General features: G+C 50.0%; 18 protein-coding genes. 5 read left to right on the top strand and 13 right to left on the bottom strand.

Features of this window, described 5'->3' with window-relative positions; genetic code table 11:
• Positions 1 to 39: 39 nt before the first annotated feature.
• The 7 genes from MKQ70_RS11500 to MKQ70_RS11475 all read right to left on the bottom strand — a co-directional run bounded on the left by MKQ70_RS11500 (position 40) and on the right by MKQ70_RS11475 (position 7,113).
• A complete protein-coding gene (locus MKQ70_RS11500) occupies positions 40 to 426 on the bottom strand; it encodes a radical SAM protein (RefSeq protein WP_248070857.1) in 387 nt (128 codons plus the stop codon).
• Complete coding sequence (locus MKQ70_RS11495; protein WP_248070855.1) at positions 419 to 2,086, bottom strand: XdhC family protein; 1,668 nt, start codon at positions 2,084 to 2,086, stop codon at positions 419 to 421. Before MKQ70_RS11495 ends, MKQ70_RS11500 begins: the two co-directional genes overlap by 8 nt.
• A gap of 9 nt (positions 2,087 to 2,095) precedes the next feature.
• Entirely contained in the window at positions 2,096 to 3,235 is a 1,140-nt protein-coding gene (locus MKQ70_RS11490) for a cysteine desulfurase family protein (RefSeq protein WP_248070853.1), read from the bottom strand.
• Positions 3,236 to 3,349: 114 nt separating this feature from the next.
• Positions 3,350 to 4,318, bottom strand: a complete 969-nt coding sequence (locus MKQ70_RS38250; RefSeq protein ID WP_282456384.1) for a xanthine dehydrogenase family protein molybdopterin-binding subunit — start codon at positions 4,316 to 4,318, stop codon at positions 3,350 to 3,352.
• Positions 4,315 to 5,565, bottom strand: a complete 1,251-nt coding sequence (locus tag MKQ70_RS38245; protein ID WP_282456382.1) for a xanthine dehydrogenase family protein molybdopterin-binding subunit — start codon at positions 5,563 to 5,565, stop codon at positions 4,315 to 4,317. The genes MKQ70_RS38250 and MKQ70_RS38245 overlap by 4 nt, the downstream gene beginning before the upstream one ends.
• 130 nt (positions 5,566 to 5,695) lie before the next feature.
• On the bottom strand, positions 5,696 to 6,526 hold the full coding sequence (locus MKQ70_RS11480; protein WP_248070851.1) for an FAD binding domain-containing protein: 831 nt from the start codon (positions 6,524 to 6,526) through the stop codon (positions 5,696 to 5,698).
• On the bottom strand, positions 6,523 to 7,113 hold the full coding sequence (locus MKQ70_RS11475; RefSeq protein ID WP_248070848.1) for a (2Fe-2S)-binding protein: 591 nt from the start codon (positions 7,111 to 7,113) through the stop codon (positions 6,523 to 6,525). Before MKQ70_RS11475 ends, MKQ70_RS11480 begins: the two co-directional genes overlap by 4 nt.
• Positions 7,114 to 7,394: 281 nt before the next feature.
• Between MKQ70_RS11475 and MKQ70_RS11470 the strand changes: the two genes are divergently transcribed.
• The 3 genes from MKQ70_RS11470 to MKQ70_RS41165 all read left to right on the top strand — a co-directional run bounded on the left by MKQ70_RS11470 (position 7,395) and on the right by MKQ70_RS41165 (position 8,673).
• Complete coding sequence (locus MKQ70_RS11470) at positions 7,395 to 7,871, top strand: Crp/Fnr family transcriptional regulator (protein WP_308199449.1); 477 nt, start codon at positions 7,395 to 7,397, stop codon at positions 7,869 to 7,871.
• A 177-nt stretch (positions 7,872 to 8,048) separates the two neighbouring features.
• The gene (locus MKQ70_RS11465) at positions 8,049 to 8,345 is read left to right on the top strand and encodes an SDR family NAD(P)-dependent oxidoreductase (protein WP_248070846.1); all 297 of its coding nucleotides are present in this window, start codon (positions 8,049 to 8,051) and stop codon (positions 8,343 to 8,345) included.
• Complete coding sequence (locus tag MKQ70_RS41165) at positions 8,260 to 8,673, top strand: SDR family NAD(P)-dependent oxidoreductase (protein ID WP_308199448.1); 414 nt, start codon at positions 8,260 to 8,262, stop codon at positions 8,671 to 8,673. The genes MKQ70_RS11465 and MKQ70_RS41165 overlap by 86 nt, the downstream gene beginning before the upstream one ends.
• 27 nt (positions 8,674 to 8,700) lie before the next feature.
• Here MKQ70_RS41165 and MKQ70_RS11455 read toward each other — a convergent pair whose 3' ends face one another.
• Entirely contained in the window at positions 8,701 to 9,873 is a 1,173-nt protein-coding gene (locus MKQ70_RS11455; protein WP_248070842.1) for an FAD-dependent monooxygenase, read from the bottom strand.
• Positions 9,874 to 9,985: 112 nt separating this feature from the next.
• On the opposite strand from MKQ70_RS11455, the gene MKQ70_RS11450 reads away from it, so the two are divergent.
• On the top strand, positions 9,986 to 10,912 hold the full coding sequence (locus MKQ70_RS11450; RefSeq protein ID WP_248070840.1) for a helix-turn-helix domain-containing protein: 927 nt from the start codon (positions 9,986 to 9,988) through the stop codon (positions 10,910 to 10,912).
• 170 nt (positions 10,913 to 11,082) lie between these two features.
• On the opposite strand, the gene MKQ70_RS11445 is transcribed toward MKQ70_RS11450, so the two are convergent.
• From MKQ70_RS11445 to MKQ70_RS42145, 5 genes are all read right to left on the bottom strand, one after another.
• A complete protein-coding gene (locus MKQ70_RS11445) occupies positions 11,083 to 11,742 on the bottom strand; it encodes a hypothetical protein (RefSeq protein WP_248070838.1) in 660 nt (219 codons plus the stop codon).
• On the bottom strand, positions 11,669 to 12,055 hold the full coding sequence (locus tag MKQ70_RS11440) for a hypothetical protein (RefSeq protein WP_248070836.1): 387 nt from the start codon (positions 12,053 to 12,055) through the stop codon (positions 11,669 to 11,671). The genes MKQ70_RS11445 and MKQ70_RS11440 overlap by 74 nt, the downstream gene beginning before the upstream one ends.
• A gap of 263 nt (positions 12,056 to 12,318) precedes the next feature.
• Entirely contained in the window at positions 12,319 to 12,873 is a 555-nt protein-coding gene (locus tag MKQ70_RS11435) for a YoaK family protein (protein ID WP_248070834.1), read from the bottom strand.
• A gap of 50 nt (positions 12,874 to 12,923) precedes the next feature.
• A complete protein-coding gene (locus MKQ70_RS11430) occupies positions 12,924 to 13,391 on the bottom strand; it encodes a methyltransferase domain-containing protein (protein WP_248070832.1) in 468 nt (155 codons plus the stop codon).
• Positions 13,392 to 13,464: 73 nt separating this feature from the next.
• A complete protein-coding gene (locus MKQ70_RS42145; protein WP_372489959.1) occupies positions 13,465 to 13,965 on the bottom strand; it encodes a methyltransferase domain-containing protein in 501 nt (166 codons plus the stop codon).
• A gap of 248 nt (positions 13,966 to 14,213) precedes the next feature.
• Here MKQ70_RS42145 and MKQ70_RS11420 point away from each other — a divergent pair, with 248 nt between their 5' ends.
• Positions 14,214 to 14,921, top strand: a complete 708-nt coding sequence (locus MKQ70_RS11420; RefSeq protein WP_248070828.1) for a Crp/Fnr family transcriptional regulator — start codon at positions 14,214 to 14,216, stop codon at positions 14,919 to 14,921.
• Positions 14,922 to 15,004 lie beyond the last annotated feature (83 nt).

The raw sequence follows: 15,004 nt of genomic DNA, 5'->3' as shown, positions 1-15,004 counted from the left end.
GAATGTTTTGCAATGTTTGCGTAAACTTATCGCGGCGCGTTAATTTAAAAACGTTGGCGCTGAAAGTGTGTCCAGGCTGATATTCAGCTTGCGTAGGCCGGCTGTTTTCATCACATCGAGGTAACGGTGGAGGAGGGTGGCATTAGTGGTGAGCGATAACTCCACCGGCAATGCGGCCAGTCGTTCCAGGATTTCGGGAAAGTCGTTGCGGGCCAGCGGTTCGCCGCCCGTTAATCTAATTTTATCTACTCCGAGTGAGACGAATGTTGTGCTGATACTTTCTATTTCCGCAGGCTGCATCAGCTTTCCGGCAGGCATGAAATCGTAGTCTTCCTCCGGCATGCAGTAGCTGCAGCGCAGGTTGCACCGGTCCGTCAGCGAGATGCGGAGATAGTTATGTGCTCTATGGTAGCCGTCTTCAATCATGCTCCGTCTTAATCAGTTGTTGATAAGCTTCCCGGGTATCGATATCAAAAGCGCCTTCCGGGAAAGGTACGCTGGTAACCATATCGCCCAGTTGTTCAATTAAGTGTTTGGCGCCTGTATCGCCTTGCAGTGACTGCAATGCGGCGAACTGGCTCCGGTGGAACAGGGCGGGTACGCCCTTTCGCCCGGCGTATAAACTGGCCGCGACGGGCGCGCCTGAAACCTGCTGTGCTGCTATGAGTTGCAGCAGGTGCGCCGTGTTTACATAAGGTTGGTCACACAACATCACGAGGATGAATTGGTATTTATCCGTGTGTTCCACACCCAGGCGGATAGCACTTGCCATCCCTTCTGCATGCTGATGGTTTACGATCACCGTTGCCGGCAGCGTTGCAGCCTCGGAAGTAATCACGGCGGTCGTAGCCGCGCCAATGCTTAGCGCGGTGCGGGTAGCCCGTTGCAGTAAAGTTTCACCTTCAAAGGCCAGTTGTTGCTTTGCCTGTCCCAGTCGCCGCGAGGCGCCTGCGGCCAGCACCAACACTGCATATTCCTGCAACGATGGTGTAAACTGCGTATGCCGCATGTGAATGTGCCCCTGCTTATCACGTAATGCTTGTCCCTGGCGGCCAGCGAATACGGATTTGATTTCCGCGATGATGGAAAGGGCGATTTCCTCTGCCGTTTCCGCGCCGATATCCAGGCCGGTTGGACCGTAGATTTTGCCCAGCTGTGCTGCGGAGAGCGGGGGCAGCTCTTCCAGTAAACGTGCGCGTTTCTTATGCGGCCCCAATATGCCAATGTACCGTGCGTCCGTTTTTACGGCTGCTTCCAGTACTGCTTTGTCGTAATGATAATTGTGCGACATCAGTACAATGGCCGTATCTTCATCGATTGCTAGGTTCGACAATGCCTGCTCCGGTTGTGCTATCAATACCTGGCAGCCCGGGAACCGTTGTTGTTTTGCATAGGCGGGCCGCCCGTCGATGAGGGTTACGCTCCAGCCAAGTATTTCGGCCATGCCGGCGAGCGGCATCACATCGTTGCCCGCACCGGCGATCACCAGGGCGGGAGCGGGAGCGAGGTATTCGATAAAGGCAGTAAAGCCTTCCGCATATTGCACGAAGGTGGAGGTGCCGCGGGTTACAGCCAGTTGTATATCTGCTGCCACCGCGGATACTGGCGGCGTTATGGCGTGTAAGCCGCGCTGCGTCCAGCAAAGCCGGGTGCCTTGCAGCCTATGTAGTTTATCCTTCTCTGCAAAAAACGTAACCACTACTGCCGGCGACCGCTCCGCCACGGCTTCTTTCAATAATACGATGGCGTTATCGTCCGCATCGGGCAAAGGCTCCAGCAGGATGCGGATGATGCCATTGCAGCCCAGGCTTACGCCAATGACATGATCTTCTTCGTCTGAAGTGTCGTAGGTAACGAGGAGCGGTTGTTCCCCGGTCATCACCAATAGCGCTTTGCGAAGTACATCACCTTCGAGGCAGCCGCCGCTGACTGCGCCGGTGAGCATCCCGTCTTCTGTGATCAGCATGCGCGCGCCGGGGGCGCGGTAGGCCGATCCTTCGATGTGCACCACGGTGGCCAGTACCGCGCGTTTTTGCTGTGCGGTGGCCATTTCGTATGCCTGTATAATCTGCCTGATCTCTTTCATTGCATATGTTTAAACCACTGGCGTTGCGATCGCCTGAACGAGCCGTTGCGCCGCCTGTTGCACTTCCGTTGCTGTCGTAAACCGGCCCAGGCTGATGCGTACAGCCTGCGCCGCCTGTTCCACACTCAATCCCATCGCCTTCAGCACGTGTGAAGGCTGCTGTACCAGGTTGGCGCAAGCGCTGCCTCGGCTTACGGCCAGGTGTGCCGACAATGATAAGAGTAAATGCTCTACGTCCGGATGTGGCAACAGTACATTGCTCACCTGCGGCAGGCGGCTGCCTTTGCCATTTATCACTACACCGGGTAGTTGTCCTAACAGGGCTGCTTCCAGTTGATCGCGTAACATGCCAAGGCGCTGCTGTTCGTCTGAGAGCTCTGCCTGGCAAAGCTCCGCAGCTTTCCCGAAACCAATGATGCCCGGCGTGTTCAACGTACCGCTGCGCAAACCGCCTTCATGCGCACCGCCGTGTAACAGCGGTTGCAACAGCTGGCGTTTACTGCGGATGTATAACGCACCGATCCCTTTCGGACCATAGATTTTATGTGCCGAAAAGGCCATCAGGTCTGGTCCGTCCGACGTTACATTTACAGGGATCTTGCCCACCGCCTGTGTAGCGTCGCACAGGAACGGAATGTCGTGCCTGCGCGCAATAGCGGCAAACTCCGGTACAGGATGAATAACGCCGGTTTCATTGTTGGCGTACATCAATGCGATGGCAATAGTATTGGGCCGGATGGCCGCTTCCAGGGCAGCGGGCGATAATGCGCCATCCGTATCAACTTCCAGTAATGTAACGTCGCAGCCGCGCATTTCAAGGTAAGTGAGCGTGTCCAGCACCGCTTTGTGCTCGGTTTGACAGCTGATGATATGTCCGCCCGGCGAATTTTCCGCCAGGCCTTTAAGGGCCAGGTTGATGGATTCTGTTGCACCGGAGGTGAAGATGATTTGTTTTGGTGAGGCGCCGATAAGTTCCGCCACCTGCAAACGTGCGTCCGTTACGGCCTCGCGCGACTGCCATCCGTACACATGATCGGCGCTGGCGGCATTCCCGAAATGTTGGGTGAAGTACGGCAGCATCGCTTCCACCACCCTTGGATCGCAGGGTGTGGTGGCATTGTAATCTAAATATATGGGTGTGGCTTTCATTCTTTTTTCCTTGTTGATGAGTAGCGCGGGTCTCGTAGCCTCCCGTCTAAAGCTACAAAAAAATGCCGGCATGTAAGGTGCCGGCATCTTCCGTTGGGGCGGTCGCCCGTTGTATTACAGTAATATTTTATCGGGTGTAATGGGCAAGTCTCTCAGCCGTTTGCCGGTAGCGTTATAAATCGCGTTGGCAATGGCCGCAGCAGACCCGATGATGCCTACCTCGCCCAAACCTTTTGCCGCACTGGGATTAATATGTGGGTCGGGCTTGTTGATAAAGACCACCTCGATCACCGGCGCATCTGCGTTCACCGCAAAGTGATAGCCTGCCAGGTCGGCGCCCACGATGTTGCCCAGCTTTTTGTCGGCAATCGCTTCCTCCATTAATGCCATGCCAATACCGCCCACGATCGCACCGGAAATCTGGTTGGCCGCGGGTTGCTGGTTTACGATCAGCCCGCCGTCCGCAACACAAATAGCTTTGTCGATCTTTACCTTGCCGGTTTTGCTATGCACCTTCACCCGCATGAAATGAACCGCAGAGGAGCAGAACGCGTATTGCTGCCTTTCCGGCCCGGGTGAGGAACTCGCCTGTACATCCAAGGTGGTGAGGTTGTTTTTGGAGAAGATATCAGCGTAAGAGACAAACTGTGTTTTAAATGAAACGCCTTTGTCAGATAACTGTACGTCTGCAGCCCTGGCATCTTTAAACCCGGCATACGCTGCCAGTTTCTCTTTCAGGGCATCACAAACAGCCGCTACAGCGCCGCTGATGGACGATAGGCCCGTACTGCCGCCCTGGCTGCCGGCGGATGGCAGGTCCGAGTGACCAAGCTCCACCCTGATCTTACTTTTATCGATGCCGGTATGCGTATGTGTCATGTTTTGCATGGCGGTGCCGGTACCGGTGCCAATGTCGGTCATCGCGGTTTTGATGGTGATCGTACCATCGGGCTGCATGCTGATGCCTGCGCTGGCATTGCCTCGGCCGGCGTTCCACATGCCTACGCCCACACCGTAACCAATTTTCCAGTCACCTTCCGTTAACTGCCCCGGTTGTTGCGGCCGTTCTTTCCAGTTGATCATGGCCGCGCCTTTTTCCGTGGGCTTCGTTGATGAAGTTGGTCGACCAGGGGCTTGCCGCTTTCGGGATCCTTTTCTATTGCGAAGTTTTTCAACCGCAGCGCTACCGGGTCCTGCTGCATTTTATAACTCAGTTCATCGATGGCGCTCTCCAGTGCAAACGCGCCGGTACATTCGCCGGGGCCGCGCATCCAGGTGGGCGTACTGAGATTCAGGGGCACAACTGCCATTTCGGTACGGAGGTTATCGAAATTATACACGAGCCGCGAAATGCGGGTAATGCCTTCAGAGAATGTTTCATACACGGAACTGCCGTTCTTTGCCTGGTGTACCAGGCCGAGGAACTTACCGCTGTTATCCGCGCCCAGCTTAATCTTTTGCCAGGCGGCAGGGCGATATCCCACGAGGGTAAACATCTGCGGCCGGGTTAATACTACTTTCACCGGACGGTTCACCTGTTTGGCGGCCATGATGGTCGCGAGTGCATGCGGCCATACACGCAGGCCGGAGCCGAAGCCGCCGCCTACAAATTCGCTCATCACTTCTATATTCTTTTCAGGAATATTAAAGAGTTTTGCAAAAGTACGTTGCACGTTCATAACGCCCTGGTTCTTATCATACAGCATTAACCTGTCTGCGGCGGTCCAGTGGGCAATGGTGGCGTGCATTTCCATCGGGTTGTGCACTTCCGCGGCAATGTTGTATTCCTGTTCAATCACATGTGGTGCATTACTCCAGGCATCGAGGCTGCCGCGTTCGCGGCCGGCGCTGCTTAACGTCTTTTCCCGGTGTGCGTCCGGAAAGCTCACATTAGCGGGTGTTTCGGTGTATGTTGCCGAAACGAGCGAGGCCGCATACTGTGCATCTTCCAGCGTTTGCGCGATGACGAGTGCGATCGGCTGTTCGCGGAAATAGATGGTGTCTGTATGAAAAACCGGTAACCCGAAACGAGACTCGCGGATCTTGGCTTCATCGGCCATACCTGGCACCAGTGGCTTGTGTTCGTGGGTGATAATATCGATGACGCCGGCTACCTGCCGGGCATTTTCCAGGTTGATTTTGTTGATCTTTCCTGCAGCAATGGTGCTGCCGACAAGTACTCCGTAGCAAACATTGTCTACGCTATACTCCGCTGCGTACTTGCCTGCGCCGGTAACCTTGTCTATAGCTTCCACACGGCCTTCCGGCGGTGCGGCTTTCTTCTTTTTTGTATTGAAAAAAGCATGATCGGATGTTAAGCAGTTAAACAATTTTGCAGTGCTGTTGCTATCGCGCCCTTCAACATCGGTTGTTTGAAGGCGTTGTTCGAGAGCGGCCGCGTATCCTTCAACGCCAGTTCGGCTGCAGCGGTGAAGTTCTCTGCCGTAGCCGTTTTGCCCTTCAGGAACTGCTCTGCTTCGTGCCAGCGCCGGGCTTATGCGCCACGCCGCCGGAAGCCAGCCTTACATCTGCAATACGGCCTCCTTGTATATGTAATGCCGCGGCCACAGAGATCAATGCGAAGGCGTAAGAATCACGGTCGCGTATTTTCACGTAAGCGTGATGCTGCGCAAACGGGTTGTCCGGTATGTCGATCGAGGTGATGATCGCATTCGCGGGCAGTTGATTGTCGCGGTCGGGCGAATTATCGGGCAGTTTATGAAAGTCCTTAAAAGGAATGACGATTTGCTTTTGCTGTGCATTCGTCACGTTTACCGTAGCGTCCAGCGCGGCGAGGGCAACGCAGAGGTCGGAGGGATGTACGGCCACGCACTGATCGTTATACCCGACGATCGCGCTCATGCGGTTTTCGCCATGCAGGGCACTGCAACCCGTGCCGGGCTGGCGTTTATTGCAAGGTGTGCTTACGTCGTAGAAGTACGGACAGCGAGTGCGTTGTAATAAATTGCCGCCTGTAGAAGCCATGTTCCGTATCTGTGGTGAGGCGCCCGCGAGTACCGCTTTAGCGACAAGCGGTGCTTTCGATATCACCTGCGCATTGGTAGCAATAGCGCTATTACGCACCATGGCGCCAATGCGCAGTTTGCCGCCGGTCAGTTCCACCTTGTCGGACAGTGCTGTGCTGATGTCTATCAGTGCACCGGGCGCCGCGATGTTTTTCTTCATGAGGTCCACCAGGTTGGTGCCACCTGCCAGGAATTGTGCGGCATCTTTCCTGGCCTGCATTAGTTTGGCCAGGCTGCCGGGTTTGGAAAAGCTAAATGGTTTCATCCCGCTACTTTTTGAATAGATGCTACAATACCGTTATATGCGCCGCAGCGGCACAGGTTGCCGCTCATGAATTCCTTGATTTCCGCCACAGATCCCGTATGACCTTCGTTCACACAAGCTACCGCGGACATGATTTGTCCCGGTGTACAATACCCGCACTGGAAACCGTCGCACTCGATAAAAGCCTGTTGCATCGGGTGCAGCTGATCGCCGTTGGCCAGTCCTTCGATGGTGGTAACTTCCTTTCCGGGCAGGGTAGCGGCGAGCGTCAGGCAGCTGAGTACCCGTTCGCCATTGAGGTGTACGGTACAGGCGCCGCATTGTCCGTGGTCGCAGCCCTTTTTAGTGCCGGTAAGCTGCAGGTTTTCGCGCAGCAGGTCCAGCAGGGTGGTACGGGTGTCTACCGTTAACTTAAGGGCCTTTTTATTGATGGTGACCGATAACGGTATGGTTTGCCGCGGTGATACGATGAAGTTCCTGACTTCTGTATACAGCGATTTGACCGAAGCCGGAATAGCTGCCAATGCAGCCAGGGCGCCGGACGTTTTTAAGAAAAAACGCCTGCTATAGGATTGTTTGCCATTCATAGACGCGATGTTTATCGGAGTTGGTGGTTGTTCAACAAATTTAAAAGATGCCGCTTCCTGGATATTAAGATAATCAATTTAATAGGTAAGTAAATCAAACATTTTGAAAAAGTTGTGTCTTGGGGGTATTGGAAGGCCATTGTTTTTACCAAATGGTAAATAAGCCAAGGGGATTATTTTTAACTTGCACAAATGGACGAGCTGATAGCATATATACTGCAATTCGGAAATCTTAACAAGCAGCAAATCGAACTTGTAATCAGCAAGGGCCAAATCCTGCAATTAAAAAAGAGGACTATTTTTCCGAGGCGGGGAAAATTCCAAGGCAGGTTGGGTTTGTCGTATCAGGCGTTATCCGCGGTTGCTATTACAACAACAAAGGCGAAGAAATCACCCGTTGTTTCATCAGCGAAAACAGCCTGGTGTGTGACTATGTCAACTTCGAGGCGAATGCTGCCTCTTCCGAGTACCTGCAGGCCATTACAGATTGCAGCCTTATTGTATTTTCAAAGCAGGATTGGGAAGAACTTTCTCATATTATCGTAGGTTGGGACAATATTAAAAATAAAATGGTGCAGTTATGCATGTACCAGAAATCAAGGAAAGGCCCCGTGATTTCGCAGGACGCTACCACAAGGTACTTTGAATTCATGGAAAATTATCCCTCCCTGATCAACCGTATTCCATTGTCATACATCGCCTCCTATTTAGGCGTAACCCAACAATCCCTCAGCAGAATCCGGAAAAACATCCGCTGATGCTGTTTTTACCATTTGGTAAAGGATGCCGGGTTTTAATGACTGATTTTTGTATCAAAAAAATATGAAAACAGCATTAATTACGGGGGCAAACAAAGGCATTGGTTTTGAGACTGCCAGGCAACTTTTGGAGCAGGAATTTTTGTATTCATTGGCAGCCGTAATATAGATAATGGTTTGGCGGCAGTCAGGAAACTGAATGAAAGCGGATTTTCAAATGTCGCCGCGGTAGAACTGGATGTTACTGATCCCGGATCAGTGCATACAGCACGGGAAGAAATAGGCAACAAGGTTTCGGTGTTGGATGTACTCATCAACAATGCCGGTATAAACGGCGGAAGTAATCCCTACACCGTACTGGCAGCCACCACCGACGAATACCGGATGCATTCAAAACCAATCTGGCAGGCACAGCGAATGTTACACAAGCCTTCATGGATATGCTCCAAAATCCCCGGCGCCAAGAATCGTTAACGTAAGCACCAGCGTTGGCTCGCTTTCACTACAAAGTAATCCGGAATGGCCTGCTTACAACTATGCTAAGTATGGCGTATACGCCATATCAAAAGCGGCCCTGAACATGTACACAATACAATTAGCGTATGAATTGCGCGGTACAAATTTTAAAGTGAATGCCGTTTGCCCGGGACTTACCAAAACCGATTTTACATTCTTTCATGGCGGCGAGGTCAGTGTTGCGGCCAATAGGGTACTCAAATACGCGCTGATGGATAATGATGGACCGACCGGCAAATTTTTTAGTGAAGAAACTAATCCTGAAACAGGAGAAATTCCCTGGTAAGAAAAGAGGTTGGCTTGCCAACCTCTTTTAGCCTATTTTGAAACTTAGTTGTTCTTCAGTCAATATAATCGGATCGGTCATTATCTTTTGCAAATCGTCATCGGAGGCAGATCTGAAAGCATGCACGAACTGGTGCAGCCGCTCTTCACTCTTGGGAATAAAAGAGGCGGCGTTTTTTCTGGCATTTCCCTGGAACTTCTGAATTAATGGCTGCATCAGTGTATTGTAGTTTTTGCAGGCTAATGTTAAATTCTCAGGGGTTTTACTAATAAAGTGTGCCGGGGCTTTAGCACCGTAGATCGAAAGTGAGGCCCCCATACCGGACAACGCCGTTGGGCAATAGCCAGCATCACCCAGTAAGACAAGATGGCCATTTACCAGGTCAGGCGCATTTATCATCCCCATTTTGTCCACGAACATCAATCCCTCTGCTATAAAGCGTTTCAGCAAGTCCTGTACTCCTTCGCTGTATCCCTTGAAAGAATTTGCCAGCAGCTCATTAGCATTCGGCCTGCCTGTTGATGATGTTCCTGCTTCCTGGATATAGCATTGCAGGGCAATTTCATCCGGTGCAATGGGGTAAATAGAAAGCATCTTATTGACATCGATGTAAATTTTGAACGACCCAACAGTATATCCATGAAGAAATTTCAATTTGCCACCCATGTAAATAGTATTGAAGTCTTCCAGCTTACAATTTTTAAAATACTGTTCCCTCGTGGGAGACCGTAAACCCTCCGCTATGATCACCAGGTCTGCCGTGACAGCTGTGCCATCGGACAATGTAACACGTGTGGTATCTCCTTGTTGCACCGCCTGGCTGATGGTTGTATTCAGCAGTACCTTTACCTCATCTTTAATATTTTCGAATAAAACATGATGAAGGCCGCCGCGGCTGATCAGGACAGAACGTTCCGTGTTCTTATTCATCTCTTCATAGCTGATCTTTTGAATAACCCGTTCATTTGCTTCCATGAAAGCAGCATATTCTGATGGCGACGACTCGTGCAGGAGGTTCTCTGTCATCCCAAGCTCGTCCATAATTTTAACGCCAAAGCTTTTCAGGGAAATCAGGAAACCAGCCTTTGTAAAGGAAGGAGCTTTGTCGATCACCGTTACATCATGTCCTTGCGACGACAATAGCTTTGCGGCAGTTAACCCTGCAATGCCTCCACCAGATATGAGAATATTTCTTTTCATGCCTATAAATTTCTAATGTTTACATTGCAAATCTATAGTTACTTTTAGGGGTAAAATAGCCCGAAAAGAAGTAAAAATAGTCCGAAAACATGCCTGATGATGGAAAAAAGAGATGCTTTACTGGGCTGCCAAGATGGGCATCCCCGCTGCAGATTTCGAGGATAGCATGGATGTGCTCCAATTAAATGAGGTGCGGATGATTGATTTGCTTCCTGAAATGTTGATAATGGTTCGCGCTGTAATGGCAAGGGAAACAATTACATACAGGAGAAAATCGATTGATTTAATTGAGAGGGGGCTGCTGATTTCTTTTCAAAATATCGTCGCCCATTCGCCGGGTAAGTCGTTGCCAGGAGCCAGGTTGTTACAGGAGCAACCCCATGTGCGGATAAGTCCTTTACATTTGGAAAGTGAGATCATCTTTCCAAAGGGAATAACCATCCGCCAGATTACCATTCTCATAGACCTTGCATATCTGAAAGGATTCATTGGTAAGAGCCGGCAAAAATTTGAATACCTCTTTAATGAAGAAAAAACGCTGTTCATCGAAGAGTTTATATCGCCTGAAATGTCGGCTGTTGTCAACGAGGTGGCCAATGCCGCATCGACAACGGCGCTTCCCGAAGCTTATTACAAGTTAAAGGCCCCGGAACTGCTTTATTATTTGTTTAAAAATTTATTAAACAGGCAGGGAATTCCCCAGCAACACCTCCGCAGTGATGAAATAGAAGCCGTGTATCGGGTGCGGGACAGGATTGCGTCTTCGCTGGACGAAGCATTTGCACAAAGTGAGCTCGTGAAAATAAGTGGCATGAATATGCTCAAACTCCGTAAGCTTTTTAAGCAGATTTTTGGGAAGGGCATTAATGAGTATCACCAGTTTCTACGCGTACAGGAAGCGGCAAGACTGATGCAACAGGAGCATTTGTCGGTATCGGAAGCCGGGTACCAATTAGGATTTACCAATTTGAGCTACTTCGGAAGGTTATTTGAGCGGCATTTTGGCGTAAAGCCCAAAAAGTGGCGCTCAGGTTTATAAAAACCTTACCCACCTGCACTACCTGTATTATTGGATAAACACCGGTATAACCAAGGGATATCAAACGGATATACGGCATGTATACAACAGGTGTATCTGTTCATGACGTGGACTTAAGGTGGACTTGATCCGGAGGTGATGCGGATGGGATAAAAAATGAACAAAATGCATTACCGGGGTCTTACGTAGGCGGTTGCCAGGTAGGAATTTTGAAGATTCAGATGGATTTTAAGCCAGGGAAACGGCTTGGTTGGAGAGGTGGCGGGGTATTTTTGGGGTCGGGGCATAGGAAAGCGGGCCGCCGTCGTTACTGGCCGCCGATAAAATTCATCAGGTAAACTAGCCGGGATTAGCGCCTTTGGCCGGTGTGGCGGGGATGGCAGTGTGAAGCGCGGTATCCTTGGCAGGAGGCCGGATGTTGCGATGCCTTGCTCTTTAACGGGAGGTACCACCGCGATAATGTCGGCCGCATTATGCTTACGGTTCCGCATTGGCAGCGGTTTGCCGTGTTCGATAATACAGGAAGTAGTTTCCAGTATCACGACGGCGGCGCCGGCTTGTGTAGCCGGGATGGTGAGGCAGAAGGCGGTTATGCCTTTGGCCTGTACATCGTTAAGGAGCACCGTTTCGCTGCTGGCAACTGCGGTGTTACCACCCTGGAAATCAGGGAATACAGCGATGGCGCGAAACTGCAGGTCATGCACCTGGTGGTGGAATTGGTCGAGGGGCTGGTGAACGGTTACCCGGAGACTGCCGTCATGCAGTCGTTGTACGCTGTAGCCACACTGGATACCGCGGTACTGGTTGATCTGAAATCCTTCCAGGGGCATGCAGGTTGCCGGTTGTTACCTGGCGGCGGCCGGCCGGGCGCACGATATCCGATTTCACCACGCCGATCATGGCCGTGTTCAGCCGGTTCAGGAAAGAGTCGTCGTGATAATGTGTGATTTCCTTTGCAATGCCATGTCGCAGGATAGCGGAGGTGCGACTGGCTGAACCAAAGTCTTTTGCCGCCCGTTTCGTAGCCAACGTTTGCTTTACTTTATCGGGCTTCCGGCGCAGCCTTATCTGGCCTTTTACGCGGTAGCCGATCATATCGTCCAAGCCGCCGCTGAATTTAATAAGAGAGATCATTTTAGCCATCAGTATACTCGTTTTAGTGAGTATTCAATATAGGTATTTGAGGGGTTCGAAGATGTTAATAAGTGTTGTCACATATACACTGTCATTGTCTTATTGCCTTTCCATCAGCGCCGCTTTTTTGAGTAGTACCATACGGTACCGGATGGGCCTGAATGTTAACGCCATAATGAGACCCGCTGCTGCTAAAAATAGAATGTGAAAGTTAAATATGCGGTAACCCAGCCCACCGGTAATACAACCGGTAAAAAAGGAAGTGATGATTGTTAAGCGGAGACGGATGGAAGTAGTGATTTTTGTGTGTCGGCGGGTGTTTGTCCGATAGCGAGTTGCGCGAGTTCAATTCCCAGGTCGGTAAACAAGCCGGTAAGGTGCGTTGTGCGAACCACCGCGTTGGAAATCCTGGAGACGATCGCATTTTGTAGTCCCATGGCGAACAGCAACAGGTTCGCGAGTAAAGCGGTATGGTCCTTGAACAAAGTGCCGAAAACAGCCACGAACGAAATGATCGATATTTCTATCCATATAACCGGGGCATGCGCAGATTGAGTCCGTTTCCTGTTAAAATATTCGGCAAGCAAACTTGATAGAAATGCCCCGGAAAGAAATGAAAGCGTGTAGGATAAAAAGTTAAGTGATTTGCTAAAATCGCGCTCCATAGCACCGTCTGCAATAAAAGCAAAGTGCCCGGTGACATTCGTGGTTAAAATACCGACAGCATAAAACCCTGTCACGTTTACAATACCTGCAACGAACGACAGTAAGATCGCCAGTTTAATATTATGTAAAGGGCGCCGTTTTTCTCCCACGTGTCTGAACATCTGCTATTCTTTTTCCCAATATTTAAGTACTCCCTCGTTAAGCCTGGCTTTTAGGCGGTAGCCCGGAGGAATTTCTTCCCCCAGCTGCAGTAGGTGACGATGCGCGTGCCTGCGGGCAGCTGCTCTAATTCTTTAAACAAATAGTAAGTGTAATAGGTGTATAGGTTGTCACAATAGTCAATTGTATCGTCAATCTTGTCTTCCTGCGATAAATTTTCGAAAAAGGAGTTGAAGAAGTAGAAATGATCGTATTGCCTTAAGTCCAGTTGCGTAAAGTTCTTGTGCATGAAATGCACATTGTTAAGACCGAGCCTGTCGGATAGTTTTACCGCTTCATTTACGAGCCACTCGCGCTGTTCCACACCGTAAAAGTGAGCGCCGGGCTGGTAGTAGCCAGCCGCCAGGCAAAACTTACCACAGCCGCTGCCAATGTCGAGAACATTTACAGCTTCTCCCTGCACGAGAAAATCGCTTGCCTGGCGTATTACGTCGATTGGTGACCAATGTAGTTCATCCAATTTTTGCAGGCCTGGCGGAAAAAGCCGGTTAATACTGATATTCCGCTGAAAAATGGCGTTTAATGTCATTTGATCAGATCTTTACTAAATATTTTAAAAGTCCGCCCAGGTTAGTATCTACAACGCAGTAGCAGGATGGAATGTGTTCATCGTCCGTATGCAAAGTTGCTAACCTTGTCCCGATTGGCATGTCCGCCAGTTTTTGGTAAAGGTTACGGTGATATTGATAATACAGGGACCCACAGTAATGTATATGCTGGTCTATTTTCCCGTCTTCAACAAGATGTTCATAGAAAGAATTGTAGAAGTAAAAGTGATCGTACTGGTGAAAGTCGACCGATTGAAAATTGCCATGGATAAATGTAGCATTGGAAAGCTGCAAAGCATTTGCGGCATCGCGGGCATGCCCGACTAAGTCTTGCCTTTGCTCAATACCATAAAACGCTGCCTGCGGTTGATGGTAGGCGCCGGCAAGGCAAAACTTGCCGACGCCACTGCCAATGTCCGGATTTTCAAACCGGCAGATGGTGATAGAAAACGCGCTGCGGATTTGGCAGTTACCAGTGAGGTCCAATGTCTTTTAGCCAGTAGTTGTATATGTTGCGGGTATATAGTGTCAAAGTTTGCGTCTGATTTAAGATAGTGGTGATGAAGCAGTTTCTGGGCAGAGATAGGGGATTTACGTGTTATCGCTTCGATACTTTCCATTGTTAATGTGACTGATTTGATGCAAAGGTAGAAGCTAATTTCATGGGGTGCCGTATCGTAAGATCAATGGGAAACGTGATAATTATCACTTTATAATTGGCTATATTTGGCCGTATGAGCATAACCGGAATTTTTTCAATCGATAAATGGGATTTCAAAAGTGAATCCATATTAGCGGGATTGCCGGAGGAGGAGCTCGCGTTACTCACAGCGCACCAAAGCGAACAGGTTTATGACAAAGGTGAAGTGATTTTCCGGGAAGGAGGATATCCTTCAGGGATTTTTTATATCAAGAAAGGCCGCGTAAAAAAATATAAAGCGTCGGAAAATGCAGGAGAACATATCATCTATGTAGCCAATTCAGGCGAGCTAATTGGTATAGCTGCACTTCTGGAGGAGGGCAGGTACCAGGATTCTGCTGCTGCACTCGAATCAAGCGTTGTCGCTTTTATTCCTAAAGAAGATTTTCTGGATGTACTGGCAACATCTTCGGTATTGACGAGGCGGCTGCTTAAGACATTGAGCCATGAGTTCTCCGTAATGGTCAACAACCTGGCCCTATTGACCCAGCGATCTGTCAGGGAACGATTGGCGCTTCAACTGGTGGTGTTGAGGGAAAAGTACAAAGAGAGCTCGGTAGATGGGAGAGCGGGTGCTATTAACATGTCCAGAGAGGATCTCGCCAATATCGTGGGTTCGTCGCGCGAAAATATTGTCAGGGTGTTAAGCGAGTTTAAGGAAATGGGCATTTTGTCAACACAGGGACGCAAAATAATTATACATGATGTTGTGGCACTTGTGAAAATGGCCAACTATAAGTAAATGTGATCTACCAGACCAGGTATAGGCGCTCAACACCGAACATCGGCTGTCCGTATTCGGACAGGTTATTAAACTAAGGATAT

The sequence above is a fragment of the Chitinophaga sedimenti genome, from assembly GCF_023156195.1.
In the GTDB taxonomy this organism is placed as follows: Bacteria; Bacteroidota; Bacteroidia; order Chitinophagales; family Chitinophagaceae; genus Chitinophaga; species Chitinophaga sedimenti.
This window is presented reverse-complemented; position numbering and strand designations above follow the sequence as displayed.

Coding starts and splice junctions, on each gene's coding strand:
- MKQ70_RS11500 (WP_248070857.1), bottom strand. CDS start 426: ATGATTGAAGACGGCTACCATAGAGCACATAACTATCTCCGCATCTCG.
- MKQ70_RS11495 (WP_248070855.1), bottom strand. CDS start 2,086: ATGAAAGAGATCAGGCAGATTATACAGGCATACGAAATGGCCACCGCA.
- MKQ70_RS11490 (WP_248070853.1), bottom strand. CDS start 3,235: ATGAAAGCCACACCCATATATTTAGATTACAATGCCACCACACCCTGC.
- MKQ70_RS38250 (WP_282456384.1), bottom strand. CDS start 4,318: ATGATCAACTGGAAAGAACGGCCGCAACAACCGGGGCAGTTAACGGAA.
- MKQ70_RS11480 (WP_248070851.1), bottom strand. CDS start 6,526: ATGAAACCATTTAGCTTTTCCAAACCCGGCAGCCTGGCCAAACTAATG.
- MKQ70_RS11475 (WP_248070848.1), bottom strand. CDS start 7,113: ATGAATGGCAAACAATCCTATAGCAGGCGTTTTTTCTTAAAAACGTCC.
- MKQ70_RS11455 (WP_248070842.1), bottom strand. CDS start 9,873: ATGAAAAGAAATATTCTCATATCTGGTGGAGGCATTGCAGGGTTAACT.
- MKQ70_RS11450 (WP_248070840.1), top strand. CDS start 9,986: ATGCTTTACTGGGCTGCCAAGATGGGCATCCCCGCTGCAGATTTCGAG.
- MKQ70_RS11445 (WP_248070838.1), bottom strand. CDS start 11,742: ATGCCCCTGGAAGGATTTCAGATCAACCAGTACCGCGGTATCCAGTGT.
- MKQ70_RS11440 (WP_248070836.1), bottom strand. CDS start 12,055: ATGGCTAAAATGATCTCTCTTATTAAATTCAGCGGCGGCTTGGACGAT.
- MKQ70_RS11435 (WP_248070834.1), bottom strand. CDS start 12,873: ATGTTCAGACACGTGGGAGAAAAACGGCGCCCTTTACATAATATTAAA.
- MKQ70_RS11420 (WP_248070828.1), top strand. CDS start 14,214: ATGAGCATAACCGGAATTTTTTCAATCGATAAATGGGATTTCAAAAGT.